Source organism: Streptomyces virginiae, assembly GCF_041432505.1.
GTDB lineage: Bacteria > Actinomycetota > Actinomycetes > Streptomycetales > Streptomycetaceae > Streptomyces > Streptomyces virginiae_A.
Genome location: NZ_CP107871.1, coordinates 3,298,798 through 3,324,162, shown reverse-complemented (window position 1 = coordinate 3,324,162; position 25,365 = coordinate 3,298,798). Strand labels below are relative to the sequence as shown.

Sequence of the window (25,365 nt, the reverse complement as noted above, 5' to 3'; positions counted from 1 at the left end):
AAGGTAGAGGAAGTCAGGGCACCTCGAAGAAGAGGCACTACGTCGGTGAGGGATGACGTGAGCGACAACTCTGTAGTACTCCGGTACGCGGACGGTGAATACACCTACCCGGTGGTCGAAAGCACCGTCGGTGACCAGGGCTTCGACATCTCGAAGCTGCGGGCCCAGACCGGGCTCGTCACCTTGGACAGTGGGTACGGCAACACCGCGGCCTACAAGTCCGCGATCACCTACCTCGACGGTGAGCAGGGCATCCTGCGCTACCGCGGTTACCCGATCGAGCAGCTCGCCGAGCGCTCGACCTTCATCGAGGTCGCGTACCTGCTGATCAACGGCGAGCTGCCGACCGTCGACCAGCTCGCGTCGTTCCGCAACGACATCACCCAGCACACGCTGCTGCACGAGGACGTGAAGCGCTTCTACGACGGCTTCCCGCGTGACGCGCACCCGATGGCGATGCTGTCCTCCGTGGTCAGCGCGCTGTCGACGTTCTACCAGGACAGCCACAACCCGTTCGACGAGACGCAGCGCAACCTCTCGACGATCCGGCTGCTGGCCAAGCTCCCGACGATCGCGGCCTACGCGTACAAGAAGTCGGTCGGCCACCCGGTGGTCTACCCGCGCAACGACCTCGGCTACGTCGAGAACTTCCTGCGCATGACCTTCTCCGTGCCGGCCCAGGAGTACGACCTGGACCCGGTCGTGGTCTCCGCGCTCGACAAGCTGCTGATCCTGCACGCGGACCACGAGCAGAACTGCTCCACGTCCACCGTGCGTCTGGTCGGCTCCTCGCAGGCGAACATGTTCGCCTCGATCTCCGCCGGCATCTCGGCCCTGTGGGGTCCGCTGCACGGTGGCGCCAACCAGTCCGTCCTCGAGATGCTGGAAGGCATCAAGAACGACGGCGGCGACGTCGACGCCTTCATCCGCAAGGTGAAGAACAAGGAGGACGGCGTCCGCCTCATGGGCTTCGGACACCGTGTCTACAAGAGCTTCGACCCCCGCGCGAAGATCATCAAGGCGGCGGCCCACGATGTCCTCTCGGCGCTCGGCAAGAGCGACGAGCTGCTCGACATCGCGCTCAAGCTGGAAGAGCACGCGCTGGCCGACGACTACTTCGTCGAGCGCAACCTCTACCCGAACGTGGACTTCTACACCGGTCTGATCTACCGGGCGATGGGCTTCCCCACCGAGATGTTCACCGTGCTCTTCGCGCTCGGCCGCCTTCCCGGCTGGATCGCCCAGTGGCACGAGATGATCAAGGAGCCGGGTTCCCGCATCGGTCGCCCGCGCCAGATCTACACGGGCGAGGTCCTGCGCGACTTCGTTCCCGTGGAAGCCCGCTGACCCGAGGCTTTCCTCCGCGCGGCGTGCGGCCGCGCGGAGCGCACCACCGGTAACCCTGAGCATGTGAGAAGCGCCCCGCCGTCGATCCCCCCACGGGTCGACGGTCGGGGCGCTTCCCTTTTCCCCGAAACGGATTCCCCCCACGGGACCCGAGTCGGGGCGTCGGTGTGCCGGGACCCGTTCGTCCGGGAGGGCCGCTCAAAGCCTCCCGCGGGTACGTGTCCCGGCCGGCTGATACCCACGGAAACCCCCCAGGCTTCCGTGAAACGTCCCCCAAGACGTTCTTGGTATCGCCCCATTAGACCCGCGACGACCCCGGATGGTTACGTTGCGGTCACTGTGATCTGCGTCTCCTGTGAAGAAAGTGTGCGGACCGTGGGGAGGGGGGCCACTAGCGGAAGGACCGCAACCGGAGGCTGTTGGTCACCACGAAGACCGAGGAGAAGGCCATCGCGGCCCCCGCGATCATCGGGTTGAGCAGACCGGCGGCCGCCAGCGGCAGGGCCGCCACGTTGTAGCCGAAGGCCCAGAACAGGTTGCCCTTGATCGTGGCCAGGGTCCGGCGCGAGAGCCGGATCGCGTCGGCCGCGACCCGCAGGTCGCCCCGTACGAGGGTCAGGTCGCCCGCCTCGATGGCCGCGTCCGTGCCGGTGCCCATGGCCAGCCCGAGGTCCGCCTGGGCCAGCGCGGCCGCGTCGTTGACCCCGTCGCCGACCATCGCGACCGTACGGCCCTCGGCCTGCAGGCGGCGTACGACGTCCACCTTGTCCTGCGGGAGGACCTCGGCGATCACCTCGTCGATGCCCACCTCACGGGCCACCGTCGTGGCGACGGCCTTGTTGTCACCCGTCAGCAGGACCGGGGTGAGGCCGAGCGCCCGCAGCCGGGAGACCGCCTCGGCACTGGTCTCCTTGATCGCGTCGGCCACGGTCAGGACCCCGCGCGCCGCGCCGTCCCAGGCCACCAGGACGGCGGTGCTGCCCGCGGCCTCGGCGGCCGCCTTGGCCTCGGCGAGGGCGGCCGGCAGCTCGATCGACCAGTCGGCCAGCAGGCGTTCGCGGCCCACCAGGACGGCGTGTCCGTCGACCACGCCCTGGACGCCGAGCCCGGCGACGTTCTCGAACGACTCCGGAACCGGTAGGGAGCCGGCCCGCTCCGCCGCCCCGGTGGCGACGGCCCGGGCGATCGGGTGCTCCGAGGCGTGCTCCAGGGATCCGGCCAGGCGCAGGAGTTCGCGCTCGTCGACGCCCTCGGCGGTGAAGACGTCGGCGAGGGTCATCCGGCCGGTGGTGACGGTGCCGGTCTTGTCGAGGACGACGGTGTCCACGCGGCGGGTGGATTCCAGGACCTCGGGGCCCTTGATCAGGATGCCGAGCTGTGCGCCCCGCCCGGTGCCGACCATCAGCGCGGTCGGGGTGGCCAGGCCCAGGGCGCACGGGCAGGCGATGATCAGGACGGCCACGGCGGCGGTGAAGGCGGCGGTGGGGTCGTCGGTGATCAGCAGCCAGGTGATCCAGGTGCCGAGGGCGAGCACCAGGACGACGGGTACGAAGATCCCGGAGATCTGGTCGGCGAGGCGCTGCACCTCGGCCTTGCCGTTCTGTGCGTCCTCCACCATCTTCGCCATCCGGGCGAGCTGGGTGTCGGCGCCGATCCGGGTGGCCTCGACGACCAGGCGTCCGGAGATGTTGACGGTGGCTCCGGTGACGGAGTCGCCCACGACGACGTCGACCGGGACGGATTCGCCGGTCAGCATGGAGGCGTCCACGGCGGAGCCGCCCTCGAGGACGGTGCCGTCGGTGGCGATCTTCTCGCCGGGGCGGACGACGAACCGGTCGCAGACCGTGAGCGCGCTCACCGGGATCCGCACCTCCTGGCCCGCGCGCAGGACGACGACGTCCTTGGCGCCCAGCTCCAGGAGGGCCTTGAGGGCGGCGCCCGCCTTCCGCTTGGAACGGGCCTCCAGGTAGCGGCCGAGCAGGATGAAGGAGACGACGCCGGCCGCGACCTCCAGGTAGATGGCGGAGGAGCCGTCGGTGCGGGAGATGGTGAGGTCGAAGCCGTGGCGCATGCCGGGCATGCCCGCGTGGCCGAAGAACAGGGCCCACAGCGACCAGGTGAAGGCGGCCAGCGTGCCGACCGAGACCAGGGTGTCCATGGTGGCGGCGCCGTGCCGGGCGTTGGTCCAGGCGGCCTTGTGGAAGGGGTATCCGCCCCAGATGACGACGGGGGCCGCGAGGGTCAGGGAGAGCCACTGCCAGTTGTCGAACTGGAGGGCCGGGATCATCGCGAGCAGGATCACGGGCAGGGCGAGCGCGACGGAGACCAGCAGGCGCTGCCGCAGCGCGGCGAGCACCGGGTCGGGGGTTTCGGCCCCGGCTTCGCCGCGTACCTCTTCGGCGGCTTCCGGGGTGGGCGGCGGCGGAGGCTCCTCGGCGGTGTAGCCGGTCTTGACGACGGTCGCGATCAGGTCGGCGACCCGCACGTCACCGGTGTAGGAGACGTGGGCCTTCTCGGTGGCGTAGTTCACCGAAGCCTCGACGCCGTCCATCCGGTTGAGCTTCTTCTCGATGCGGGCGGCGCAGGAGGCGCAGGTCATCCCGCCGATCGAGAGTTCGACCGCCGTTATCGGTCCGTCGTGCACTGTGCTGCTGCTCATGTTCCGGCTCCAGGGGGATGGCCGGGCCGTACGGGACCAGTATGAGCTGGCCGGCACGGCCCGGCGGGGTCCCGCGGGGCTGCCGCGGGTGTCGTGCGGGTGGGGCGGGCCGCTCAGACCTGTCCGACGAACTCGTAGCCGGCCTCGTCCACCGCGGCGCGGACGTCCTCGTCGGCGAGCGGGGCGGCGGAGACCACGGTGACCTCGCCGGTCGCGGCGACGGCCTTGACGGTGCTGACGCCCGGCAGGGCGGAGATCTCGGTGGTCACCGCGCCCTCGCAGTGTCCGCAGGTCATGCCGGTCACCCGGTAGACGGTGGTGGTCTGGGTGTCCGTCTCGGCGGTCATGTCGTTCTCCTCTTCAGGGGCGTGTGCCGGTCACCGGGAGGGGTGGCCGATGGCTCCACCGTGCTCCCGACACTTCGAGACTATACCCCTGGGGGGTATGAAAGCGAGTATCGGCTCCCGGTCTTTCGATCCTCGTGGGAAAACCGGCCGGTATGGGCGGACTGTGCGTGAATGGCTGACATGGATCACTCGGGAAGCCCCGTCGTGATAGCGCGGCCCCGGTTCTCGCGCCGCTGCTCGCCCACGGGGCATCGCGGCGGATCCCGGCCCCTCCGGTGGCCTTCGAGGTCCTGCTCGGCATCCTGATCGGACCGGACGCACGGGAGCCTTCAGGGCCGGTTCGGGTCCGTGGTGACGGCGGCGGGCGCGGCGGGCGCGGTGCGCGCGGTGGGCGAGTTCGGGCCGATCGTCGCCCTGTCGCCGACGCCGAGCGGGCGCGCACGGGCCGGCTCGGCGGCGCTGCCGGTGGGGCTGCGGCTGCCGGCCCGCGCGCGGGGCCCGATGGTGGGCGCCGAGGCGGCGCGGGTCGGCCGGGCCGGGCGGGTCAGTGACCGGGAGTCGTGGTGATCATCGGCTCCAGGTAGCGCAGCAGGACGGTCTTGAGCTCGGCGGTGTAGGCGGCGCGCTCCTCGCCCTCGTGGGCCAGGATCAGGTCGAGGGACGACTTGAAGATGCCCAGGATCATGTTCGAGATGTGGGCGAGCTCCTGGGTCGAGGCCTCGGGGCAGAAGTCGCGCAGCACGGCCTCGATCCGGGCGAGCAGGCCGACGTGCAGTTCCTCGTGCTCCTGGGCGATGCCGGGGACGCCGGTGCCGTGCATGAGCGCCCAGAAAGCCGGGTTCTCGCAGTTGAAGGCGATGACCGGGTCGAGGACGGCGTCGAGCAGCTCGGGCAGCGGACGCCGGAGGTTCTCGGGGCGGAAGGCCTGCCCGTGCGTCTCGTGAGCGCGCTGGAGCAGCTGGCCTCCGAGCTCGACCGCGATGGCCTCCTTGTTGGGGAAGTACTGGTAGAGGGTGCCCGGCGACACGCCCGCCTCGCGGGCGATGGCGTTGGTGCTGGCCGAGGCGTAGCCGGTACGGCAGAACACCCCGGCGGCGGCGGCCAGCAGCTGGGAGATCCGACGTTCGCCGCGGGCCTGGCGGCGGCGCGGGGGCGCGGTGGTGCCGGTGGCGGTGGTGTCGTCGGTCTCTTTCTCGGAGTCCTCGATGCCCTTTTCGGTGTTTTTGCCCATGCGTGTCCCTGGCATGTCCAATCCCCTGCTTCCCGTGGGTGATTGACAAACGCGAGTGATCGCTCGCATTCTTGAAAAACGCGAGCGACTGCTCGTGTTTGCCAGTCTAAGTGGCCTGGCAATCACGGTGAAGGGGACACCGAGTCATGTCCGAAGTCAAGAAGCCGCCGTCCTCCGGGGCGGACGCGGGGTGGACCCGGTTCGTCACGGCCCGGCCGCGGCTCACGCTGCTGCTCGCCCTGCTGGTCACGGCCCTGGCCGTGGTCGCCGGTGGCGGCGTCGCCGACCGGCTGGGAAGTGGCGGCTGGGAGGACCCGGGCGCCCAGTCCACCTACGCCACACGGGCCCTGGAGCGGGAATTCCCGGACTCCGAGCCCAACCTGCTCCTGCTCGTCGACTCCGCTGCGGGCACCGGCGGGGTCGACGACCCCGCCGTCGCCGCCGAAGCCGAACGGCTCACCACCGCACTCGCCGCCGAACGGGGGGTCGTCGGCGTCGGCTCGTACTGGCGCGCCCAGCTGCCCACGCTGCGCTCGGAGGACGGCCGGCAGGCGCTCGCCGTCGCCCGCGTCCAGGGCGACGAGAAGACGGCCACCGCCACGCTGGAACGCCTCGCTCCGCGCTTCGAGGGCGAACACGGCCCGGTGCGCGTCTCCCTCGGCGGCCCCGCGGCGGTCCAGCGCGAGGTCACCCGGACCATCCAGGAAGACCTGCTGCGCGCCGAACTGATCGCCCTGCCGATCACCCTCGTCCTGCTCGTCCTCGTCTTCGGCAGCGCGGTCGCCGCCCTGCTCCCCCTCGGCGTGGGCATCGTGGCCATCCTCGGCACCAATGCCGTCCTGCGCGGACTGACCGAGGTCACCGACGTCTCCGTCTTCGCCCAGAACCTGACCACCGCCCTCGGCCTCGGACTCGCCGTCGACTACGCCCTGTTCATCGTCCGCAGGTTCCGCGAGGAACTCGCCGCCGGGCACGATCCGGTCGCCGCGGTCGGGGTCACCCTGCGCACCGCCGGGCGCACCGTGCTCTTCTCGGCGCTCACCGTCGCCGTCTCGCTCTCGGCGATGCTCTTCTTCCCCATGTACTTCCTGCGCTCCTTCGCCTACGCCGGAGTCGCGGTGGTCCTGCTCGCGGCCGCGGCCGCACTGATCCTGCTGCCGGCCGCCCTGGTCCTCCTCGGCAACCGGGTCAACGCCCTCGACCTGCGCAGACTGTGGCGGCGGGGCCGGACCGAGGCAGCCGCGACGGAACCCGCGGAGACGGGCAAGGGCTGGCGCTGGACGGCCGCTCTCGTGATGCGGCGCGCCCCGGTGTTCGCCGTGGCCACCACCGTGGGCCTGCTGCTCCTCGGACTGCCTTTCATCGGCGTCAAGTTCGGCACGGTCGACGACCGGCAGCTCCCGAAGGACGCCTCCTCGCACATGGTGCAGGAGCAGATCCGCGACGGCTTCCCGAACAGCCCCGGCGGCGGTCTCACCGTGCTCGCCGAGGGAGCCCCCGGCCCCGAGAGCCTCATGGCCTACCGGGACCGGCTGGCCGCCCTGCCCGGAGTGATCCGGGTCGACGGGCCGATCGCCTCCAAGGCGGAAGGTCGGTACAGCTCCTTCTCGGTGTCCGTCGAGGGCGAGGCCGTGGGAGAGACGGCCCGGGACCTGGTCGACGACGTCCGCGCCGTGGACGCGGACTTCAAGACCTCGGTGACCGGACAGGCGGCCGTCCTCGTCGACGCGCAGCAGGCCATCGCCGGTGCGCTGCCCGCGGCGGCGGCCCTGGTGGTCCTCGCCACGCTGCTGCTGGTGTTCCTGCTCACCGGCAGCCTGCTGATACCGCTGCAGGCGGTGCTGCTCAACGCGCTCAGCCTGACCGCGATGTTCGGGGCGGTGGTGTGGGTGTTCCAGGAGGGCAACCTCTCCGGGCTCCTCTCCTTCACCGCCACCGGCGACATAGAGACCACCCTGCCGGTGCTGATGTTCTGCATCGCCTTCGGACTCTCCATGGACTACGGGGTGTTCCTCATCTCCCGGATCAAGGAGGAGTACGACCGGACCGGGGACCACGAGAGCGCCGTCCGGACGGGGCTGGCCCGCACCGGTGGGCTGATCACCGCGGCGGCCGTGATCCTGGCGGTGGTGATGGTGGCCATCGGCACCTCCCGGGTGACCAACACCAAGATGCTGGGGCTCGGGATCGCGCTGGCGGTCCTGATGGACGCCATGGTCGTCCGCAGCCTCCTCGTCCCGGCGGTGATGAAGCTGACCGGCCGGGCCACCTGGTGGGCCCCGGCTCCGCTGCGCCGCCTGCACGAGAGGTTCGGCCTGAGCGAGGGCGAGTCCGAGCCCCGGACGCCGGAGCCGGACCGGATACCCGTAGGAGCCGGCACCTAGCGGCCCCGGACGAACGGGGGGCGCGGGCGAACGGGGGCGCGGGGGCGGGGTGGGTGAGGGGATCCGGGGGGTCCCCTCACCCGGCGCCGAGGAGGTCAGTCCTCGCGGCGGCCCCGGTTCCCGGGCCGGCGGGCCACCCAGGCGCGCACGGTATCGGCGTACCAGTAGGGCTTGCCCCCCTCCACGTGATCGGGCGTGGGCAGCAGTCCGTGCTTGCGGTAGGAGCGCACGGTGTCCGGCTGGACCCGGATGTGGGCAGCGATCTCCTTGTACGACCACAGTTGTCGGTCGCTCATGCTGGACACCTCCTTGTCCACGCCGCGGGGCCGGCCGGGAGGCCGTCGGGGGAGCCGGCGCGTGGACGCTGATGATCACTCGGGTTGTGCCCGGGGAACGACGCCTGGTGACGGCAGGGGAGGGGCTGTCGACCTCCTGTGACGGAAGACCCGCGTAACGCGGACATACGTGACAGAAGAGGGATCCCTGTGACAAGAGCGCCACAGGGGTCGGGTGAGGTCCAGTTCGGGCGTCAGCGGTACAAGGCCGGGCGTTCCGTCAGCTCCACCACGGAGCGGGCGCCGCTGCGTGCCGCCGCGAGGCCCGCCTCGGAGACGGCCGCCGCCGCGTAGCCGTCCCACGCGTCGGGCCCCGCCACCCGGCCGCGTCCGGCCGCGGCCACCCAGCTCCGCAGCTGGCGGTCGTAGGCGTCGGCGAAGCGCACCGTGAAGTCCTGGTCGATCGCGCCGCCCCACCGGCCCGTCGCCTGGACCACCATCGCGTGACCGTCGCCGATCCGGGCACTGCCCGCCTCGCCGACCGCCTCGCACTGCACCTGGTAGCCGAAACCGCAGTTGACGAAGATCTCCACGTCGACGACGGCCCCGCCGGAGGTCTCCAGCAGCACCAGCCGGGGATCGCTCAGCCCCTCGGGAGCGGCCGCCGTGGGCCGGGGCGAGAGCACGGTGACGGCGGTGATCTCCTGCCCCAGCAGCCAGCGGGCCGCGTCCACCTCGTGCACCACCGAGTCGCTGATCAGCATGTCGCTGGTGAAGAACGACGGCGACGAGGCATTGCGGTGCCGGCAGTGCAGGAAGAGCGGGCGCCCGATCCCGCCCGCGTCCAGCAGTTCCTTCAGCCTCGTGTACTCGGCGTCGTAGCGCCGCATGAATCCCACCTGCACCAGGCGCCGCCCCAGCCGCTGTTCGGCCTCCATGACCCGCAGCGCCCCCGCCGGGTCCGGGGTCAGCGGCTTCTCGCACAGCACCGGCAACTCCCGCTCCAGCGCCTGCAGGATCGCCTCCTCGTGGGCGGGCCCGGGAGAGGCGATCAGCACCGCCTGGACCCCGGGTGCGGCTATCGCCGCCGCCGGGTCGGTGTGCGCCGTCGCCCCGTCCAGGGTGCCCGCGACCTCCTTGACCCGGTCCCCGTCCGGGTCGGCCACGGCCACCACACGGGCCCCGCCCACCGTCCGCCCGATCCGGCGGACGTGATCGGCGCCCATCTTCCCGGTGCCGATGACGGCGATACCGAGCGTGCTCATCTCGTACTCCTCTTCCTTCCGAAGGGTCAGCGGGCGCCGCAGGAGCGGAGGTAGGCGCGGGTGCGGCGGGCGATCGGCAGCGGCCGGTCCGGCGCGCACGGGTACATGTCCTGCTCCACGATCGCGAAGAGGTCCACGCCCAGACGCTGGGCCGCCGCGAGCACCGGCTCCAGCGCGGGCACCCCCGAGGGCGGTTCGCACATCACCCCACGGCCCACGGCCGGCCCGAAGGGCAGCTCCTCGGCGACGACTTCGGCGAGGATCCGCGGATCCACCTGCTTGAGGTGGAGGTAGCCGATCCGCTCACCGAAGGTCTCCACGGCCCGCACGCTGTCCCCGCCGCAGTACGCGTAGTGCCCCGTGTCCAGGCAGAGGGAGACGAGCGCTGGGTCGGTGGCGTCCAGGAAGCGGGCCACGTTCTCCGGGGTGTCGATGTGGGTGTCGGCGTGCGGATGGACCACGATCCGCAGTCCGTACCGGTCCTGGACCTCACGGCCGAGGCGCTCGGTCTGCGTTGCCAGTTCACGCCACTGGGCGGGGGTGAGGGTGCGGTCCTCCAGCACCTTCCCGGTCTTGTCGTCCCGCCAGAAGGAGGGGATGACGACGAGATGGGCCGCGCCCACGGCCTGGGTGAGCGCCGCGATCCGCGACACGTGCTCCCAGGTGTCCTCCCACACGGCGGGCCCGTGATGGAGTCCGGTGAAGACGGTTCCGGCCGAGACGCGCAGCCCGCGCTCGGCCGTCTCCTCGGCGAGGTAGACGGGATCGGTGGGCAGGTAGCCGTAGGGGCCGAGCTCGATCCACTCGTACCCGGCGTCGGCGACCTCGTCGAGGAAGCGTTTCCACGGGGTCTGCCGGGGGTCGTCGGGAAACCAGACACCCCAGGAGTCCGGAGCCGAACCGATGCGGATACGCGTCAACGCGGGCGGGGAGGACGTCATAACGGCCACCTTAGGGTGGAGGACCAATGGGAGGACTGACTGTGACCGGCACCGGCGATCCGTTCTCGTTCGACCTGATCACGATGGGCCGGATCGGGGTGGATCTCTACCCGTTGACGACGGGCGTACCACTGGCCGAGGCGGAGACGTTCGGCAAGTTCCTGGGCGGTTCCCCGACCAACGTGGCCGTCGCGGCCGCCCGGCTGGGGCGCCGGGTCGCGGTCATCACCCGTACCGGCGCGGACCCCTTCGGCGGGTACCTGCGCTCCGAACTGCGGGGGTTCGGGGTGGACGACCGCTGGGTCGCCGAGGTCGCCGGGCTGCCGACCCCCGTCACCTTCTGCGAGATCTTCCCGCCGGACCACTTCCCGCTGTACTTCTACCGGTTGCCGAAGGCACCGGACCTGGAGATCGCGGTGGACGAGGTGGACCTCGCGGCGGTACGGGCGGCCCGCGTGTTCTGGATGACGGGTACGGGCCTGAGCGAGGAGCCCTCGCGGGCGGCGACCCTGGCGGCACTGGAAGCCCGCGCGCGCACCGGGACGACGGTCTTCGACCTGGACTGGCGGCCCATGCTGTGGCGGGAGAAGCCCGAACCGTACTACGAGCGGGCGCTGCGGTCGGCGACGGTGGCCGTGGGGAACGCGCAGGAGTGCGAGATCGCCACCGGCACGTCGGATCCGCACGCGGCGGCACGGGAACTGCTCGCGGCGGGCGTGGAACTGGCGGTCGTCAAACGCGGACCGGAGGGCGTGCTGGCGGTCCACCGCGACGGCACGGTCGCGGAGGTCGCGCCGGTGCCGGTGGAGGTGGTCAACGGGCTGGGCGCGGGGGACGCGTTCGGCGGGGCGCTGTGCCATGGGCTGCTGGCGGGGTGGGAACTGGGGAAGGTGATGAGGTACGCGAACGCGGCCGGGGCGATCGTCGCCTCACGGCTGGCGTGTTCGAGCGCGATGCCGTTCCCGCACGAGGTGGAGGAGGTGCTCGGACGTGCCGGTGGTGTCTGAGTGGGAGATGGAGTGGACGAGGCTGATGGTCCTCGACCTGGCCCCGGGGGAGGTGTACGCGCACACGTCCGGGGAGTGCGAGTGGATCGTGCTCCCCCTGTCGGGCGGATGCCAGGTCCACTGCCGGGCTCTGCCGAAGCTGGCCTCGCCGGCGTTTGAGGCGCGGGGTCCGGGGCAGAGCCTCGGGAGCGGACCGGAAGAGTTCCAACTGCATGGGCGAGACGGGGTGTTCAGCGGCATCACCGACTTCGTCTACCTCCCGCGGGACGCGGACGCGGAGATCCGGTCGGCCGCCGGCGGCCGGTTCGCCCTCGCCGGGGCACGGTGCGAGACGCGGCTCCCCGCCCGGTACGGCCCCGCCGCCGACGTCCCCGTCGAGCTCCGCGGCGCGGGCCACTGCTCCCGCCAGGTCAACAACTTCGCCGCCGCCGGCCCGGGCGGCTTCGACTGCGACCGGCTCATCGCCGTCGAGGTGCTCACCCCCGGCGGGAACTGGTCCTCGTACCCGCCCCACAAGCACGACGAGCACCACCCCGGCGAGGAGTCCCGCCTGGAGGAGATCTACTACTTCGAGATCGCCCCGCACGGGGACACCCCCGGGCTCGGCTACCAGCGCGTCACCCCCTCCCCGGTCGGGAAGACCGACATCCTCACCGAGGTGCGGACCGGGGACGCGGTGCTGATCCCCGACGGCTGGCACGGCCCGTCCATGGCCGCCCCCGGGCACGACATGTACTACCTGAACGTGATGGCCGGGCCGGGCGCGACCCGGGAGTGGCTGATCCGGGACCACCCCGACCACGGCTGGATCCGCGGCAGCTGGGACGGCCAGGACGTCGACTCCCGGCTGCCCTTCTCCCGAACGGAGGACCACCGATGAGGCTCACCGTCGCGCAGGCGCTCGTCCGCTTCCTGTCCCGCCAGTACACCGAGCGCGACGGACACCGGCACCGGCTGATCGCCGCCACCTGGGGGATCTTCGGGCACGGGAACGTGGCCGGCGTCGGCCAGGCCCTCCTGGAGACCGGCCCCGAGGTCATGCCCTTCCTCCAGGGCCGCAACGAGCAGGCCATGGTGCACGCCGCCGTCGGGTACGCCCGCCAGAGCGGTCGGCTCTCCGCGCACGCCGTCACCACCTCCATCGGCCCCGGCGCCACCAATCTCGTCACCGGGGCCGCCCTCGCCACGATCAACCGGATCCCGGTCCTGCTGCTGCCCGGAGACACCTTCGCCACCCGGCCCGCCGACCCCGTGCTCCAGCAGCTGGAGGTCCCGTACGCCGGGGACGTCTCCGTCAACGACACCCTGCGCCCCGTCTCCCGCCACTTCGACCGGATCACCCGCCCCGAGGCCCTGATCCCGGCCGCGCTGCAGGCCGTACGGGTGCTCACCGACCCCGTGCAGACCGGCGCCGTCACCCTCGCGCTGCCGCAGGACGTGCAGGCGCAGGCGTACGACTGGCCCGAGGAGTTCTTCACCGAGCGCGTGTGGGGCGTGCGCCGGCCCCGGCCCGACCGGCACGAGCTGGCCTGCGCCGCCGAGGCCGTACGGGGCTCCGCGCGCCCGCTGATCGTCGCGGGCGGCGGGGTCCGGCACAGCGAGGCCGGTGCGGCCCTGGCCGCCTTCGCCGAGGCCACGGGGATCCCGGTGGCCGTCACCCAGGCGGGCAAGGGGGTCCTGCCCTACGGGCACCCCGCCGACGTGGGCGGGATCGGCCACACCGGCACCTCCACCGCCGCCGCGCTCGCCCGGGAGGCCGACCTCGTCATCGCCGTCGGAACCCGGCTGACCGACTTCACCACCGCCTCCGCGACCCTCTTCCGGAATCCAGCCGTCCGGTTCGTCGGCCTCAACCTGGACGCGTACGACGCCCACAAACTCGCCGCCCTGCCCTTGGTCGCCGACGCCCGCGAGGGGCTCGACGAGCTCCGGGTCTCGGTCGGCGGCCACCGGGCGGACCCGGCGTACGGAGCGGGGTACGCGGCGGAGCGGGCCCGCTGGGAGAGCCGCGTCGACCGGGCCTACGCCGTCCCGGAGACGGCGCAGGACACCCCGCCCACCCAGGCCCAGGTGCTCGGTCTGCTCGACGCCCTGGTCGACGACACCGACATCCTGATCAACGCGGCCGGCTCCCTCCCCGGCGACCTGCACAAGCTGTGGCGGGCCCGGTCGCAGGACCAGTACCACGTGGAGTACGGGTACTCCTGCATGGGCTACGAGATCCCCGCGGCCATCGGCGTCGCGCTGGCCGCGCCCGGCCGCCCGGTGTGGGCGCTGGTCGGCGACGGTACGTACCTGATGAACCCGACCGAGATCGTCACGGCCGTCCAGGAGGGGATCCCGATCAAGGTGGTGATCCTCGACAACCACGGCTACGCCTCCATCGGAGGCCTGTCCGGGGCAGTGGGCGGTGAGGGATTCGGCACCGCCTACCGCTTCCGGGCGCCCGACTCCGGGTATACGGGAGACGTCCTTCCGGTGGACCTCGCGGCCAACGCCGGCTCCCTCGGAATGGCCGTGCTTCGCGCCCGCACCACGCGTGACCTGCGCGAAGCCCTCGCCGAGGCCCGCTCGGCGACCCGCCCCACATGTGTCTACGTACAGACCCGAACGCCCGACACTGTGTCGGGCCCACCCCCGGCACAGGCGTGGTGGGATGTTCCTGTGGCCGAGACCGCGACCCGCAAGGCCGCTGCCACGGCCCGTGAAGAGTACGACCGGCAAGCCGCGCAGCGACGTCGCCATCTGTGAAGGAGCAAGGCATGAAGACCGTCAACCACTGGATCGGTGGCAAGACCGTCGAGGGCGCGTCGGGCAACTACGGCCCGGTCACCGACCCGGCCACCGGCGAGGTCACCACCCAGGTGGCGCTCGCCTCGGCCGACGAGGTCGACGCGGCCGTACAGGTCGCCCGGGAGGCCTACCTCAGCTGGGGCCAGTCCTCGCTGGCCGCCCGCACCAAGGTGCTGTTCGCCTACCGCGCCCTGCTGGACGCCAACCGCGACGAGATCGCCGCCCTGATCACCGCCGAGCACGGCAAGGTCCACTCGGACGCGCTGGGCGAGGTCGCCCGCGGTCTGGAGATCGTCGAGCTGGCCTGCGGCATCACCACGCAGCTCAAGGGCGAGCTGTCCACGTCGGTCTCCAACCGGGTGGACGTCTCCTCGATCCGCCAGCCGCTGGGTGTCGTCGCCGGCATCACCCCGTTCAACTTCCCGGCGATGGTCCCGATGTGGATGTTCCCGCTGGCCGTGGCCTGCGGAAACACCTTCATCCTCAAGCCGAGCGAGAAGGACCCGTCGGCCGCCAACAAGCTCGCCGAGCTGGCCACCGAGGCCGGCCTCCCGGCCGGCGTGCTGAACGTGGTCCACGGCGACAAGGTGGCCGTCGACGCGCTGCTCGCCCACCCGGGCATCGCGGCCGTCTCCTTCGTCGGCTCGACCCCGATCGCCCGCCACATCCACACCACCGCCTCGGCCAACGGCAAGCGTGTCCAGGCCCTGGGCGGCGCCAAGAACCACATGCTGGTGCTGCCGGACGCCGACCTGGACGCCGCCGCCGACGCGGCCGTGTCCGCGGCCTACGGTTCGGCCGGTGAGCGCTGCATGGCGATCTCCGCCGTGGTGGCCGTCGGCGCGATCGGCGACGAGCTCGTCGAGAAGATCCGCGAGCGCGCCGAGAAGATCAAGATCGGCCCCGGCAACGACCCGACCTCCGAGATGGGCCCGCTGATCACCGCGGCCCACCGCGACAAGGTCGCCTCGTACGTCAAGGGCGCCGCCGACCAAGGCGCGGAGGTCGTCCTGGACGGCACCGGCTACACGGTCGAGGGCAACGAGAACGGCCACTGGATCGGCCTGTCCCTGCTGGACCACGTGAAGACCGACTCCGACGCCTACCGCGACGAGATCTTCGGGCCGGTCCTGTGCGTGCTGCGCGCCGAGACCTACGAGGAGGGCGTGGCCCTCATCAACGCCTCGCCGTTCGGCAACGGCACCGCGATCTTCACCCGCGACGGCGGCGCCGCCCGCCGCTTCCAGCTGGAGATCGAGGCCGGCATGGTCGGCGTCAACGTGCCGATCCCGGTGCCGGTGGGCTACCACTCCTTCGGTGGCTGGAAGGACTCGCTCTTCGGCGACCACCACATCTACGGCAACGACGGCATCCACTTCTACACCCGCGGCAAGGTCGTCACGACCCGTTGGCCGGACCCCTCCGAGGGCCACCTCGGCGTGGACCTGGGCTTCCCCCGCAACCACTGACCCGCCCCGCCTCCAGCAGCCCCCGGCCACCTTCCCCCGGCCGGGGGTTCCTGCTGTCCGGGCTGGTTTCCCGTTCTCTCAATCGTGATCGCTTGACCCCGGGGTCATGGGCTCGGGAGCATCGAACGCGGCACTACGCCGAGCGGGAGAGGGGAACCGGGAGCCATGAAGGTGACCAAGCTGATCAGCACCTGTGACGTGAAGGACTGCCCGACGATCTACGCCACCGACAGGGGTACGTTCCTCGTGCAGGGCGAGACGCCCGACGACCACGGGCTCAAGATTCCCGCTCACGAAACTCTCGTGGAGATCCCCGTCGAGCTGATCAAGAAGGCCATCGCCGATGGCCTCATCTAGCACCCTGGCCGAGCTCTTCGAGCGGTTCCAGCACGAGGCGTTCCGCCTGGAGACTCTGGACGACTACAGCGGCTCCGGGAACGTTGACGCCTACCGCGCCTTCCAGGCCGGTCAGAAGCGGCCTGAGGGCTACAACGCCGGATGGGTCGAAGAACTCCGGGGGCTCACGCACGAGGGCAAGCGGGTGTACCGCGTGCACGTCCTGAAGCGGCCCCTCACGGAGTACCTCCGATTCGAGCTGGGGTGGGGCTACCGGACGAACATGACCGGCGGGGAAGAGTTTTTCATCCTTGACGTGACGGACACCCCGAACCCGCTCGACGCCGTTCCGGACTTCTGGCTCTTCGACTCCAAGGACACGGCCGTGATGCGGTACGACGCCGGGGCGTACCTAGGCGCCGACGTTCTGCCACAAGGCGAAGCCTCCGCTTACGTCGCCTACCGGGAAACGGCACTCGCCCACGCGGAGCCGTTCACCGACTGGTGGGCCAAGTACGGCGAGTGAACAAGGCACAGCTCGGGGCCGCGCTGCGGGCACTGCGAGAGGCATCCGGCAAGGAAGCCAAAGCGGTCGCCCGTAGCGCCCTCATGTCTCCGTCCAAGCTCTCCAAGATTGAGAACGCCAACCTCCTCCCGAGCGCCACGGATGTGGAGCGCATCCTCACCGCCATAGGCGTCTCTGAAGCCATCAAGGCGGAGTACACGGAAGCGGCCCGCGCAGCGACCACGGAGGCCACCGCGTGGCGGCTCCTCAAGCGAGCCGGCATCCACAAGGGCCAGCAGGCGGCTAAGGCCCTAGAAGCTCAAATGGCCTTGCTGAGGCTGTTTCAACCGGCCTTGGTGCCAGGGTTGCTCCAGACACCTGAGTACATCCGCGCCATCCTCCAGCGCCATGACCTGAGCGAGGACGCACTTTCGCGGACGATCAGCGGCAGGCTTGAGCGTCAGGCGGTGCTGTTCGACAGCACGAAGAAGCTGCGCTTCGTCATTACGGAGTCTGTCCTTCGGTGGCGGATCGTCCCGCCGCAGATGATGGCCGCACAGCTCGACCGCATCGTCTCGATGTCCAGGTTGGCTCACGTGGACATCAGGGTCGTGCCGCTGTCCGCCCCTCAGACGGACATCGCCAATCACGCCTTTGTCGTCCGAGACGACCGGATGGTGACGGTCGAAACCGTCCACGCCGAGATAGTCGTAACGGACCCGCGAGACGTCGAAATGTACGTCCGGAAGTTCGAAGGATTCGAGCAAATCGCCTTGTCCGGCGACGGAATGCGGAGCTTCGTCGAGAGCCTGCGAGATGGATTCTTGAGGGAACAGGAAACGGGCTAGGAACGCCCACCTCCCCTGGTCAATATTGCTGCCGACGCAGTGACGGCGACCGCGAGGGGTGCGACATGGCAAAGGTGAAACCGGCAGAGGCCCCGAAGCTTGATCGGGGCGTGTGGGAGTACCTGACCTTCGCGCCCGGACACGAGTGCTCGGCCTGCAAGCGTGAGGTCGGGCCGCTGGAACCCGTCCGCCGGGCTGTCGTTGACCGTGCGTCCGGTGCGTCCGGTGCGTCCGGTGCGTCCGGTGCGTCCGCCGTCAGCTACAGGCACAACAAGTGCCCGAGCGTGCAGGTCGTGGCTGCCTGATGGAGATGCAGACCTGGCGGGATGGCCGGGCAAAGGCCATCGACGCCACGGAGGCGATACGTGCGGCCCTGGCCTCCCTCGGCCTCCCCGAATCCGCGTGGGGCGGCATAAGGCCCACGGTCACTTTCAACGGGCTCCCGTACGTGCACCTGGGGATGCTCCCCGCTGACGTTGTGGAGCAGATGGCAGAGGCCATGAGGGTTACGAGAACTTCCGCCCGCTAGGGGTGGGAGACGGCCCTCCGGGGCCGTCAGATGATCAGGAAGGGCAACGATGGCCGACCTGTACGCGCTCGACATCGACACCGCCGCCTTCTCGAAGGCGTGCGGCGGCAACACCCACCCGGACGGCGAGGCATGTGTGACCCTCGCCAAGATCGGCCCGGACGCGTGGGCCCTGGGGGACAGCAAGCGGCCGGACGCCGAGCCGCTGCGCTTCACCACGGCGGAACTGGACGCGGCGGGCATCGACCCCGCGCGCTTCGACCTCTCCGCCTGATCCACAGCACCACCTGAACTGACGGCCCTGCCCTCACGCCGACGGGTGGGGCCGTCGTCATCCCTCGGAACGGAGCAGCAGTGCACCACCACGGCTACGCATGGCTCGGGGAGAAGCAGGACTTCGACAAGGAAGGCGTCCGCCGACCCCCGGGGGAGTCCCCTACTGCTGGCAGTCCTCAAGAGGTCATCAACCGCTACCGGCAGGCCGTAACCGACTTCCCCACGTCCGGCATGCCGCCGATCCAGACGGCGCACTGGCTGATGAAGCCGCCCTCGACGATCCGAGGGACCTGGGCGGAGCCGAAGGAGGCCGGCGAATGGTTGGGCCTCCAACTCGCAGAGTTCGCACCACGGTTCGCCTCACGACAGGAAGCCGATGCAACCCGCCTCGTCATGCTGGTGAGAGGTGCTGTGGAGCGGCTGGCATGGGGTGGGGACGTCTCCCTCGGCCACTACATCAAGGGAACCATCTTCCACTCTGTAGCCCTGGTCACCTGCTCCCCGAACCATGCCGAACCCGGGTTGCCCTGCCCGCTCCGCTAGGCCGAGTTGAGAACAGCCCTTCAGAAACCGTGCAGGTCACCGCCTCCGCCGGCATCTCCGCAGCAACCACAACTCGAAATGGGCCACCTCCTAACGTTAGGAGGTGGCCCCAACGCCTCTACTGGACTCTCATCGCTTCTTCCCCAAAGCCATGAGCTCGGCCAGCGCCCGAATGATCTCGGGCCGATGTCCCGGCTCGGCGTTTCGCAGAGCGATCATGAGCGCGGCCAGGAACATGAACACCAGGAGGGCGAAGAACGCGAGCAGCACATTCGGCCCCGTGATGGCGAGCTCTTGCATAACGGCCCACCGCTCGCCTGGCCGGCGGTGGTCGATCTCGTCCGGCACGCCATCGCTCTGCCGCAGCAGGAACAGGACCGGCTGCGCCGGCTCGCGGCGTCACTGCCGCAGGAGGACCGCACCCGGCCGGCCCCGGAAGAGCGCCCGTACCTGCGATATCCACCGGGCCCCGGCGGACTGCTGATGCGGCTGCTCGCCAACCGGAACCTGGGATGGTCGGCCGGAGCGAGGATGTTCCTGTTCCTGACCGACCGGTACTGGTCCGCGGCCACGTACGGGCAGGTGGGCTGGGGAGCGGTGGAACTGAGCCCCGAACTCCAGGCCGACTACGCGACCGTGCTCGGCATCCGCGCCGACGACCTCGCCGTCCTGACCGGCATCGGCCTGCCCGACGGACACCGGCCGGCGCCCCGGGGCACCGTCGAGGTGGCGGGCCTCGTCCGGGACGTCAGGCGCCTGAGCCAGGAGCAGATCGAGGGGCTGTGCGCCACCACGGAGGGCGGGCGGCGGTAGCCGTCCCGGCCGGACGCCGGCGCCCGCGGGCTCGCGCCGTCAGTGGGTCCGCGCCGTCAGTGGGTCCGGGCCAGGTCCGGTACGGACTCCGGTTGTTCGCCCGCCGCGCGGCGTCGACGGCGCAGCACCCACACCGTGGCGCCGGCGCCCGCCAGGACCAGGAGCAGTCCCACGGCCGGCCAGGGCACGGCGACGAAGTCGGTCTCGGACATCGACATCAGGTCGGGGTGGGCGGCCGCGCCCGCCGTGACCTTCACGGTCACCCGGTCCGACTGGGGGGCGTCCGGCCACGGTTCGGTCAGCTCGATCCGTTGGCCCGGCAGCAGGGTCAGCTTCAGCTCGCGGGCGGGCCTGTTCAGCACCGTCCGCCCGAACAACCCCTGCGCGGACACCGCCACCGTGGGCTCGACGACCACGTTGCCCCGGTTGACCAGCGCGTACGAGACCGTCGCGCGGGCGTTCTTGACCCACGGCAGCAGCGGCGCCGAGCGGCTGACCCGTACGTCCTCCACGCTCAGCCCCGCCGTGACCGGCCCCGGCACGCGGAAGTAGAGCCGGGCGCCGACCGAGCGCTTCACCCCGACCTGGACCTTGCCCTCCCGCTGCACGCCCTCCACGGCGGTGCCGAGGGCGACGATCCCGCCGACGTGGTCACCGGGCGTCGCGTCCGCCGGGACCTGCACGGAGAACGGGATGTCCTTGCGGCCCTTGGCGGGCACGGTGACGGTGCTCGCGGTCTCCGGCGCGAGCGCGACCCAGGCGCCCACGTCCTTCGGTTTCGTCTCCACCGGCAGCAGCGCGAAGGCGCCGCCCGCCGGGGTGTTCACGGCATCGGTGGCGAAGACCTGGAACGTCAGCTCCTTGTCGGAGGAGTTCACGATCGTCACGCTGTCGCTCAGCGTGCTCCCGGCCGCGCCCTGATGGAAGAAGTACGCGCGGTCGGTCATCGCCGCGCCGGCCGCCGGCGTCGGGAACACCCCCCACGTGCCGTTGTCCGCGGCGCGCGCCACGGTGGCCGGCAGCAGGCCCGCGCCGCCGAGCAGCAGGCCGAGGAGCAGACCGTACAGAAGGGTGCGGGTGCGACGACGGGTGCGGCTGCGGCTGCGGGTGGGCATGGGCGGTCTCCAGTGGGCGCGGAAAGGGGAAAGGGGTGGTGCGGCGCCGGAGCGCCGCACCACCCTGGTCGAGCGGCCGTACGGGTCAGGCGATCGAGAAGGTCACGACCGTCTGGTAGGTGTCCGCGAACATGAAGGGCGGGAGCTGGATCATTCCGGCGCCGCCGACGGCGAACTCACCGCCGGTCAGCTCGTCCCCACCGGCGGCCTGGGAGGCCACCTTCATCGGGACGTCGGAGATCGCGCCCGGGGTGCCCGCGGTGCAGGTGCTCGGGCTGTCCGGGTTGGTCACGGTGCAGGACGGCTGGATGCCGATCTGCGCCTTCGCCATCGAGTGGCCGGTGGTCTGGTTCAGGAACGGCGTGCGCGTCGCCGTCACGTCCCAGCCGAGCGAGCCGCCGCGGAAGTCCTGGACGGTCGCGGCGTTGAAGACGCCGACCACCGACTGGGCCTTGCCGTTGATGGTGACCGCGCCGAAGCTGACGGCCGGCTGGCCGTCCTTCGGGCCGAGGGCCAGCGGACCGGGAAGGACCTCGACGTCGACCGGATTCTTCACACCGGCCTGCTCCTCCAGGAACACGAAGGCCTTGTAGGGGGTGATCGAACCGTCGATCCTGATCGCGTCGGCCTTCTTGGTGACCGTGACGTTGCAAGTGGCCGCGCCGGACGCGTCCGCCGTGCCCGTACCGGTGTCACCGGTCGCGGTGCCCGCGAGCAGGGCGGAGCAGGCGACCGGGCCGGCCGGGAAGTTGGCGCCGGTCACGGTGACGGCGGTGCCCGCCGGGCCGCTGTTGGGCGTCAGCTTCGTGGTGACCGGGTCCTTGGGCAGGGCCTCGACCGCGACCGAGCCGAGCGAGGCGCTCGGACGCGGAGCCGGGGTACAGGTGGTGGTGAAGACCGAACCGGACAGGTCCGCGTCGGTCACCGCCAGGTCGAGGGCGACCTGGACCGTGGTGCCCTCGGTGCCGTCCGGGATCCTGATGGTTCCGGAGAACGCCTTGGGGTCGAGCGGCTGCCCGGCGATGACCGAGACGGTCTCCGGCGGGCTGGTGACCACCTGGGTGGTGGTCCCGACCTTGAGGGTGATCTTGGACGTGTTCACCGTGGTGACGGAGAACGAGGGGATCAGGGGGCTCGCACCCGGGTCGATCGTGATCGGGACGACGTCACCGGCCTTGGCGCCGTCGGGCAGGGTGACCGTGAAGTTCTGGTTGCCGGAGCCGTCCGGCTGCGGCGCCGGGGCGTCGCAGTTCTCGAAGACTGCCGTGGTCTTGGTCGCGGCCTGCGCGGATCCCGTCAGGGCCACCACGCCGCCCGTCAGGGCCAGAGACAGGGCTCCCGCCCCGGCCAGCACTCTTCGTCGAAGCGTTCTCGTACTCACTGGGTCGCGACTCCTTCGTCATGACGAACCCCTCCCCCCACCCGCTGTGTGGGGGAGGCCGAGCCGGTGCGGTGGCCGATATTGACGCGTCGCCGTGATGAGAAGTCAATGACTTGCTTTCGCCCGAAGCACACAGAAATTGATGGGCCATCAGGGAGAGTCTGATGGCCCATCGAATACCGACCGGTCGGGGTGGGAGGGGAGGGGCGCGACTAGCGTCCGGTGGGGGTGTGGAGCAGCAGGTTCGGGGTGCCGGCCGGGAGCCCGGTGATGTGGTCGGACACGGCGCTGCGCAGCAGTTCCTCGGACACCTGCGCCGGGGTGCGCGCTGTACCGCGCGCCAGGACGAGCGCGGCGACCCCGGCCACGTGCGGGGCGGCCATCGAGGTGCCGGAGGCGCGGGCCGTGGCGGTGGTGGAGTCCTTCCAGGCCGAGGTGATGCGCACGCCGGGCGCCGAGAGGTCCACGCAGGGGCCGTGGTCGGAGAAGGGCGCCCGGCGGTCCTCGGCGTCGGTCGCCCCGACCGTGAGGGCCTGGGGGACGGCGGCAGGGGATCCGCCACAGGCGTTCTTGCCGTCGTTCCCGGCGGCCACGGTGAAGGTGATCCCCTTGGCCACGGCCCGGATCACCGCGGTGTCGAGCGCACGGCTACGGCTGCCGCCGATGCTCATGTTGGCCACGGCGGGGGTGGTGGGGGCCTTGGCGGCGTCCTTCACCACCCAGTCGACACCCTTGAGGATCGCCGACAGGGGCGCGGAGCCACGGCAGTCGGCCACCTTCACCCCGACGAGGGAGACTCCCTTGGCCACCCCGTACGTCTCCCCGCCCACGGTCGCCGCGACATGCGTGCCGTGGCCGCTGCAGTCGCGGGAACTGGCGAGGAACAGCGCGTTGTAGCCGGCTCGGGCGCGGCCGCCGAACTCCCGGTGGCCGGTGTTGATACCGGTGTCGAGCACGTAGACGGTGACGCCCTCGGCCCTGCCGGGGTACGAGTACGAGCCGTCGAGCGGCAGTTCGCGCTGGTCGATCCGGTCCAGTGACCAGGGCGCGGGGGTCTGCGGCCCGGTCGGGAGTTCGTCGGTGGTGTGGAACTCCGCGTCGGGCTCCACGGACGCCACCCGCGGGTCGGCGGCCAGGGCGGCTGCCCGGGCGGCCGTGGTGCGGACGGCGAAGCCGTTCAGGGCGGCCTCGTAGACGGGTCCGACCTCGTCGCCGGCGTCCACCGCCTCGGCGGCCAGAGCGCGGGTCGGCGCGCGGGAGGTGGTGTCCTTGAGGACGACGACGTAGGGGGCGGTGGCGTCGGGGGCGGTGGTGTCGGCGTCCGGAGCCGGCGGCGAGCCCGTGACGGTGGCCGCGAGCAGGGCGGCGGCGGGGAGGAACACGGCGAATGCGGTCATGCGGCCGATGTTCGGCGAGCGGGGGCGCGGGCGCGCGGAGGGTGCGCCGAGTGGGCGCACGACACGCCGCGGCGCGGGTGGATCCCGGGGACCGGCCCGGCGTGGGCGGCCGACCGCACCGTCAGGCCACGCGCCAGACCGTCATGTCCGCCACCAGGAAGCTCGGCAGGTTCTCCATCCACGGGGTCGACTTGATGGCGAGCACGAGCAGCGCGATGTCCCCCGACTGGTGCTTGACGCAGAACTCGCTGCCGGACGCCGCACTGTCCAGTGACTGGCTTCTCGTGCCCTTACCGTCGAGGGCGGCCCGACAGGATTCGAGGGAGCCGTTCGGTTTGCCCGACAGCTGGACGATCACACTGGTGTCGCTCTGCAGTTCGCAGTTCCCCCGGCCGCAGGCCAGTCGCAGGTCCCCGGAGCGGGTGGCACGCTCGACCGGTTCCTTGATGCCCACCGAGTTGCTGTCGTTCATGCGCAACGCGGGGTAGGGGAAGGCCTTCGGGGCAACGCTCGGGGTCGGGCTCGGGCTCGGGGTCGGGCCGGCCTGCGACCCGGCTTCGGCGGACTTGCGGGTCGGGTCGCCGCTCGCCGAGCCGGCCGGACCCGCCGAGGTTCCCTTGGCCGTCGGGGACTTCGCGCGGTCGCGCAGGTTGTCCGCCGCCCGGTCGACGACCGACCAGGCGGTGCCCAGCAGCACGGCGACCGTCACGATCGACGCGGCGGCGACCAAGGCGCCCCGCCGTCGGCGCTTGCGCCGTTGCTCCGGCCCTTCCGGAGCTGCCGGCTCCGGAGGCTGCCACACCTGGTGCATCGTGTGCCCGGCGAGGGGAGCCGGACCGGACGCCGGAAGCCGCATCGGGATCGGCATCGGCATCGGTATCGGCTCCGGCACGGGCTCCGGGACCGTCACCTGCGGTCCGGTCACCTCGCGCCAGAGTGCCGGGCCGCCGTCCGCGTCGGCGTCCTCGCCCAGTTCCGTCCTGCACCACGCCACGATCTCCGCGGGGGTGGCCCGCTCCTGCGGATCGGTGGCCAGGCACCGGGCGAGCAGCGGACGAAGCTCCGGCGGGACCCGGGACAGGTCGGGCTCGGAGTGCACGATCCGGTACAGCACGGTGGCGGAGGGGCCGGTGCCGTACAGCGGCTCGCCCAGCGCGGCGAACGCCGCGGTCTGGCCCAGCGCGAACACGTCGGCGGCCGCGGTGACCTCACCCGCCGACGCCTGCTCGGGGGCCATGTACTGGGGCGTTCCGATGGTGGCGCCGGTGGCGGTGTGCGCGGTGGTGTCGGAGGCCAGCGAGATGCCGAAGTCGATGACGCGGGGCCCGTCGGCGGCCAGGAGCACGTTCGACGGCTTGAGGTCGCGGTGCACGATGCCCGCACCATGGATGGCCTGCAGCGCCTCGGCCACACCCGCCATCAGCCACAGCACGGCGGGCACGGGCAGCGGCCCGCGCCGGGTCACGGCCTGCGAGAGCGAGGGCCCGGGTACGTAGAGGGTGGCCAGCCAGGGCGTCGCCGCGTCCGCGTCGGCGTCGATCAACTCGGCGGTGTACGCGCCCCGGACCCGTCGAGCGGCCTCCACCTCACGGCGGAACCGCCGTCGGAACGCCGGGTCCTCGGCCAGTTCCGGGCGTACGACCTTGATCGCCACCGGGCGGCCGCCCTGGGTGTGGGACAGGTAGACCCGGCCCATGCCGCCCGCACCGAGCCGGGCCGCGATGCGGTATCCGGCCACGGTGGACGGATCGTCCGCCCGCAGTGGCTCGAACACCTCGGTCGCGCTGTTCATCTGCCCACCCCCGATCCCCTGGTCGACCGACGGGCCGACCAGCGAACACCCTAAGCGCCGTGCGGAGGCCGGAGGTTGCCGGGGATGCGGTGCGCGGGGCTTTGCGCAGGCT

Annotated in this window: 24 protein-coding genes; 13 read left to right on the top strand and 11 right to left on the bottom strand. The window is 71.3% G+C overall.

Features of this window, described 5'->3' with window-relative positions; genetic code table 11:
* The first annotated feature begins 57 nt into the window (after positions 1 to 57).
* Complete coding sequence (locus tag OG624_RS15555) at positions 58 to 1,347, top strand: citrate synthase (protein WP_030716028.1); 1,290 nt, start codon at positions 58 to 60, stop codon at positions 1,345 to 1,347.
* A gap of 391 nt (positions 1,348 to 1,738) precedes the next feature.
* Here the strand turns inward: OG624_RS15555 and OG624_RS15550 are convergent, their stop codons facing one another.
* Together OG624_RS15550 and OG624_RS15545 are read right to left on the bottom strand one after the other, a co-directional pair.
* The gene (locus OG624_RS15550) at positions 1,739 to 4,006 is read right to left on the bottom strand and encodes a heavy metal translocating P-type ATPase (RefSeq protein ID WP_033222321.1); all 2,268 of its coding nucleotides are present in this window, start codon (positions 4,004 to 4,006) and stop codon (positions 1,739 to 1,741) included.
* A 113-nt stretch (positions 4,007 to 4,119) separates the two neighbouring features.
* Complete coding sequence (locus tag OG624_RS15545; RefSeq protein ID WP_030716022.1) at positions 4,120 to 4,353, bottom strand: heavy-metal-associated domain-containing protein; 234 nt, start codon at positions 4,351 to 4,353, stop codon at positions 4,120 to 4,122.
* A gap of 348 nt (positions 4,354 to 4,701) precedes the next feature.
* On the opposite strand from OG624_RS15545, the gene OG624_RS15540 reads away from it, so the two are divergent.
* The gene (locus tag OG624_RS15540) at positions 4,702 to 4,920 is read left to right on the top strand and encodes a hypothetical protein (protein ID WP_033222316.1); all 219 of its coding nucleotides are present in this window, start codon (positions 4,702 to 4,704) and stop codon (positions 4,918 to 4,920) included.
* On the opposite strand, the gene OG624_RS15535 is transcribed toward OG624_RS15540, so the two are convergent.
* On the bottom strand, positions 4,898 to 5,584 hold the full coding sequence (locus OG624_RS15535) for a TetR/AcrR family transcriptional regulator (RefSeq protein WP_033222314.1): 687 nt from the start codon (positions 5,582 to 5,584) through the stop codon (positions 4,898 to 4,900). The genes OG624_RS15540 and OG624_RS15535 overlap by 23 nt on opposite strands.
* 146 nt (positions 5,585 to 5,730) lie before the next feature.
* On the opposite strand from OG624_RS15535, the gene OG624_RS15530 reads away from it, so the two are divergent.
* Positions 5,731 to 7,968, top strand: a complete 2,238-nt coding sequence (locus tag OG624_RS15530; protein ID WP_033222312.1) for an MMPL family transporter — start codon at positions 5,731 to 5,733, stop codon at positions 7,966 to 7,968.
* Positions 7,969 to 8,063: 95 nt separating this feature from the next.
* Here the strand turns inward: OG624_RS15530 and OG624_RS15525 are convergent, their stop codons facing one another.
* The 3 genes from OG624_RS15525 to OG624_RS15515 form a co-directional block, all read right to left on the bottom strand.
* Positions 8,064 to 8,264 carry a helix-turn-helix transcriptional regulator gene (locus tag OG624_RS15525; RefSeq protein ID WP_030716013.1) on the bottom strand — a complete coding sequence of 67 codons (201 nt, stop codon included), beginning with the start codon at positions 8,262 to 8,264 and terminating at the stop codon, positions 8,064 to 8,066.
* A 233-nt stretch (positions 8,265 to 8,497) separates the two neighbouring features.
* On the bottom strand, positions 8,498 to 9,508 hold the full coding sequence (locus OG624_RS15520; protein ID WP_033222427.1) for a Gfo/Idh/MocA family protein: 1,011 nt from the start codon (positions 9,506 to 9,508) through the stop codon (positions 8,498 to 8,500).
* Between the two features lie 26 nt (positions 9,509 to 9,534).
* Complete coding sequence (locus tag OG624_RS15515) at positions 9,535 to 10,449, bottom strand: sugar phosphate isomerase/epimerase family protein (protein WP_033222310.1); 915 nt, start codon at positions 10,447 to 10,449, stop codon at positions 9,535 to 9,537.
* 26 nt (positions 10,450 to 10,475) lie between these two features.
* Here OG624_RS15515 and iolC point away from each other — a divergent pair, with 26 nt between their 5' ends.
* From iolC to OG624_RS15470, 9 genes are all read left to right on the top strand, one after another.
* The gene (iolC, locus tag OG624_RS15510; protein WP_051763425.1) at positions 10,476 to 11,456 is read left to right on the top strand and encodes a 5-dehydro-2-deoxygluconokinase; all 981 of its coding nucleotides are present in this window, start codon (positions 10,476 to 10,478) and stop codon (positions 11,454 to 11,456) included.
* Positions 11,457 to 11,463: 7 nt separating this feature from the next.
* Positions 11,464 to 12,336: a 5-deoxy-glucuronate isomerase gene (gene iolB, locus OG624_RS15505; protein WP_033222425.1), complete on the top strand. Its 873-nt coding sequence runs from the start codon at positions 11,464 to 11,466 to the stop codon at positions 12,334 to 12,336.
* Positions 12,333 to 14,207, top strand: a complete 1,875-nt coding sequence (gene iolD / locus OG624_RS15500) for a 3D-(3,5/4)-trihydroxycyclohexane-1,2-dione acylhydrolase (decyclizing) (RefSeq protein ID WP_033222307.1) — start codon at positions 12,333 to 12,335, stop codon at positions 14,205 to 14,207. The genes iolB and iolD overlap by 4 nt, the downstream gene beginning before the upstream one ends.
* An 11-nt stretch (positions 14,208 to 14,218) precedes the next feature.
* Positions 14,219 to 15,718, top strand: coding sequence for a CoA-acylating methylmalonate-semialdehyde dehydrogenase (locus OG624_RS15495; RefSeq protein ID WP_033222305.1), 1,500 nt, complete (start codon positions 14,219 to 14,221; stop codon positions 15,716 to 15,718).
* A 165-nt stretch (positions 15,719 to 15,883) separates the two neighbouring features.
* Positions 15,884 to 16,075, top strand: a complete 192-nt coding sequence (locus OG624_RS15490) for a hypothetical protein (RefSeq protein ID WP_033222303.1) — start codon at positions 15,884 to 15,886, stop codon at positions 16,073 to 16,075.
* Positions 16,062 to 16,580 carry a DUF6879 family protein gene (locus OG624_RS15485; protein WP_033222301.1) on the top strand — a complete coding sequence of 173 codons (519 nt, stop codon included), beginning with the start codon at positions 16,062 to 16,064 and terminating at the stop codon, positions 16,578 to 16,580. The genes OG624_RS15490 and OG624_RS15485 overlap by 14 nt, the downstream gene beginning before the upstream one ends.
* Positions 16,577 to 17,407: a helix-turn-helix domain-containing protein gene (locus tag OG624_RS15480; RefSeq protein ID WP_033222299.1), complete on the top strand. Its 831-nt coding sequence runs from the start codon at positions 16,577 to 16,579 to the stop codon at positions 17,405 to 17,407. Before OG624_RS15485 ends, OG624_RS15480 begins: the two co-directional genes overlap by 4 nt.
* A gap of 578 nt (positions 17,408 to 17,985) precedes the next feature.
* Positions 17,986 to 18,210 carry a DUF397 domain-containing protein gene (locus OG624_RS15475; protein ID WP_033222293.1) on the top strand — a complete coding sequence of 75 codons (225 nt, stop codon included), beginning with the start codon at positions 17,986 to 17,988 and terminating at the stop codon, positions 18,208 to 18,210.
* 80 nt (positions 18,211 to 18,290) lie between these two features.
* Complete coding sequence (locus OG624_RS15470) at positions 18,291 to 18,755, top strand: hypothetical protein (RefSeq protein WP_033222291.1); 465 nt, start codon at positions 18,291 to 18,293, stop codon at positions 18,753 to 18,755.
* Positions 18,756 to 18,884: 129 nt separating this feature from the next.
* On the opposite strand, the gene OG624_RS15465 is transcribed toward OG624_RS15470, so the two are convergent.
* The gene (locus OG624_RS15465) at positions 18,885 to 19,055 is read right to left on the bottom strand and encodes a hypothetical protein (RefSeq protein ID WP_167745556.1); all 171 of its coding nucleotides are present in this window, start codon (positions 19,053 to 19,055) and stop codon (positions 18,885 to 18,887) included.
* Positions 19,056 to 19,082: 27 nt separating this feature from the next.
* Between OG624_RS15465 and OG624_RS15460 the strand changes: the two genes are divergently transcribed.
* The gene (locus OG624_RS15460) at positions 19,083 to 19,568 is read left to right on the top strand and encodes a hypothetical protein (protein WP_051763424.1); all 486 of its coding nucleotides are present in this window, start codon (positions 19,083 to 19,085) and stop codon (positions 19,566 to 19,568) included.
* Positions 19,569 to 19,624: 56 nt separating this feature from the next.
* On the opposite strand, the gene OG624_RS15455 is transcribed toward OG624_RS15460, so the two are convergent.
* The 4 genes from OG624_RS15455 to OG624_RS15440 all read right to left on the bottom strand — a co-directional run bounded on the left by OG624_RS15455 (position 19,625) and on the right by OG624_RS15440 (position 25,253).
* Positions 19,625 to 20,683 (bottom strand): WxL protein peptidoglycan domain-containing protein, encoded by a 1,059-nt coding sequence (locus OG624_RS15455; protein WP_051763423.1) that lies wholly within the window; start codon positions 20,681 to 20,683, stop codon positions 19,625 to 19,627.
* 85 nt (positions 20,684 to 20,768) lie between these two features.
* Positions 20,769 to 22,064 (bottom strand): hypothetical protein, encoded by a 1,296-nt coding sequence (locus OG624_RS15450; protein ID WP_244290844.1) that lies wholly within the window; start codon positions 22,062 to 22,064, stop codon positions 20,769 to 20,771.
* Between the two features lie 212 nt (positions 22,065 to 22,276).
* On the bottom strand, positions 22,277 to 23,461 hold the full coding sequence (locus tag OG624_RS15445; protein WP_078909402.1) for a S8 family peptidase: 1,185 nt from the start codon (positions 23,459 to 23,461) through the stop codon (positions 22,277 to 22,279).
* 121 nt (positions 23,462 to 23,582) lie between these two features.
* Positions 23,583 to 25,253: a serine/threonine-protein kinase gene (locus OG624_RS15440; RefSeq protein ID WP_033222285.1), complete on the bottom strand. Its 1,671-nt coding sequence runs from the start codon at positions 25,251 to 25,253 to the stop codon at positions 23,583 to 23,585.
* Between the last annotated feature and the right edge of the window lie 112 nt (positions 25,254 to 25,365).

Coding starts and splice junctions, on each gene's coding strand:
- OG624_RS15550 (WP_033222321.1), bottom strand. CDS start 4,006: ATGAGCAGCAGCACAGTGCACGACGGACCGATAACGGCGGTCGAACTC.
- OG624_RS15545 (WP_030716022.1), bottom strand. CDS start 4,353: ATGACCGCCGAGACGGACACCCAGACCACCACCGTCTACCGGGTGACC.
- OG624_RS15535 (WP_033222314.1), bottom strand. CDS start 5,584: ATGGGCAAAAACACCGAAAAGGGCATCGAGGACTCCGAGAAAGAGACC.
- OG624_RS15530 (WP_033222312.1), top strand. CDS start 5,731: ATGTCCGAAGTCAAGAAGCCGCCGTCCTCCGGGGCGGACGCGGGGTGG.
- OG624_RS15525 (WP_030716013.1), bottom strand. CDS start 8,264: ATGAGCGACCGACAACTGTGGTCGTACAAGGAGATCGCTGCCCACATC.
- OG624_RS15520 (WP_033222427.1), bottom strand. CDS start 9,508: ATGAGCACGCTCGGTATCGCCGTCATCGGCACCGGGAAGATGGGCGCC.
- OG624_RS15515 (WP_033222310.1), bottom strand. CDS start 10,449: ATGACGTCCTCCCCGCCCGCGTTGACGCGTATCCGCATCGGTTCGGCT.
- iolC (WP_051763425.1), top strand. CDS start 10,476: ATGGGAGGACTGACTGTGACCGGCACCGGCGATCCGTTCTCGTTCGAC.
- iolB (WP_033222425.1), top strand. CDS start 11,464: ATGGAGTGGACGAGGCTGATGGTCCTCGACCTGGCCCCGGGGGAGGTG.
- iolD (WP_033222307.1), top strand. CDS start 12,333: ATGAGGCTCACCGTCGCGCAGGCGCTCGTCCGCTTCCTGTCCCGCCAG.
- OG624_RS15495 (WP_033222305.1), top strand. CDS start 14,219: ATGAAGACCGTCAACCACTGGATCGGTGGCAAGACCGTCGAGGGCGCG.
- OG624_RS15490 (WP_033222303.1), top strand. CDS start 15,884: ATGAAGGTGACCAAGCTGATCAGCACCTGTGACGTGAAGGACTGCCCG.
- OG624_RS15485 (WP_033222301.1), top strand. CDS start 16,062: ATGGCCTCATCTAGCACCCTGGCCGAGCTCTTCGAGCGGTTCCAGCAC.
- OG624_RS15475 (WP_033222293.1), top strand. CDS start 17,986: ATGGCCGACCTGTACGCGCTCGACATCGACACCGCCGCCTTCTCGAAG.
- OG624_RS15465 (WP_167745556.1), bottom strand. CDS start 19,055: ATGCAAGAGCTCGCCATCACGGGGCCGAATGTGCTGCTCGCGTTCTTC.
- OG624_RS15455 (WP_051763423.1), bottom strand. CDS start 20,683: ATGCCCACCCGCAGCCGCAGCCGCACCCGTCGTCGCACCCGCACCCTT.
- OG624_RS15445 (WP_078909402.1), bottom strand. CDS start 23,461: ATGACCGCATTCGCCGTGTTCCTCCCCGCCGCCGCCCTGCTCGCGGCC.
- OG624_RS15440 (WP_033222285.1), bottom strand. CDS start 25,253: ATGAACAGCGCGACCGAGGTGTTCGAGCCACTGCGGGCGGACGATCCG.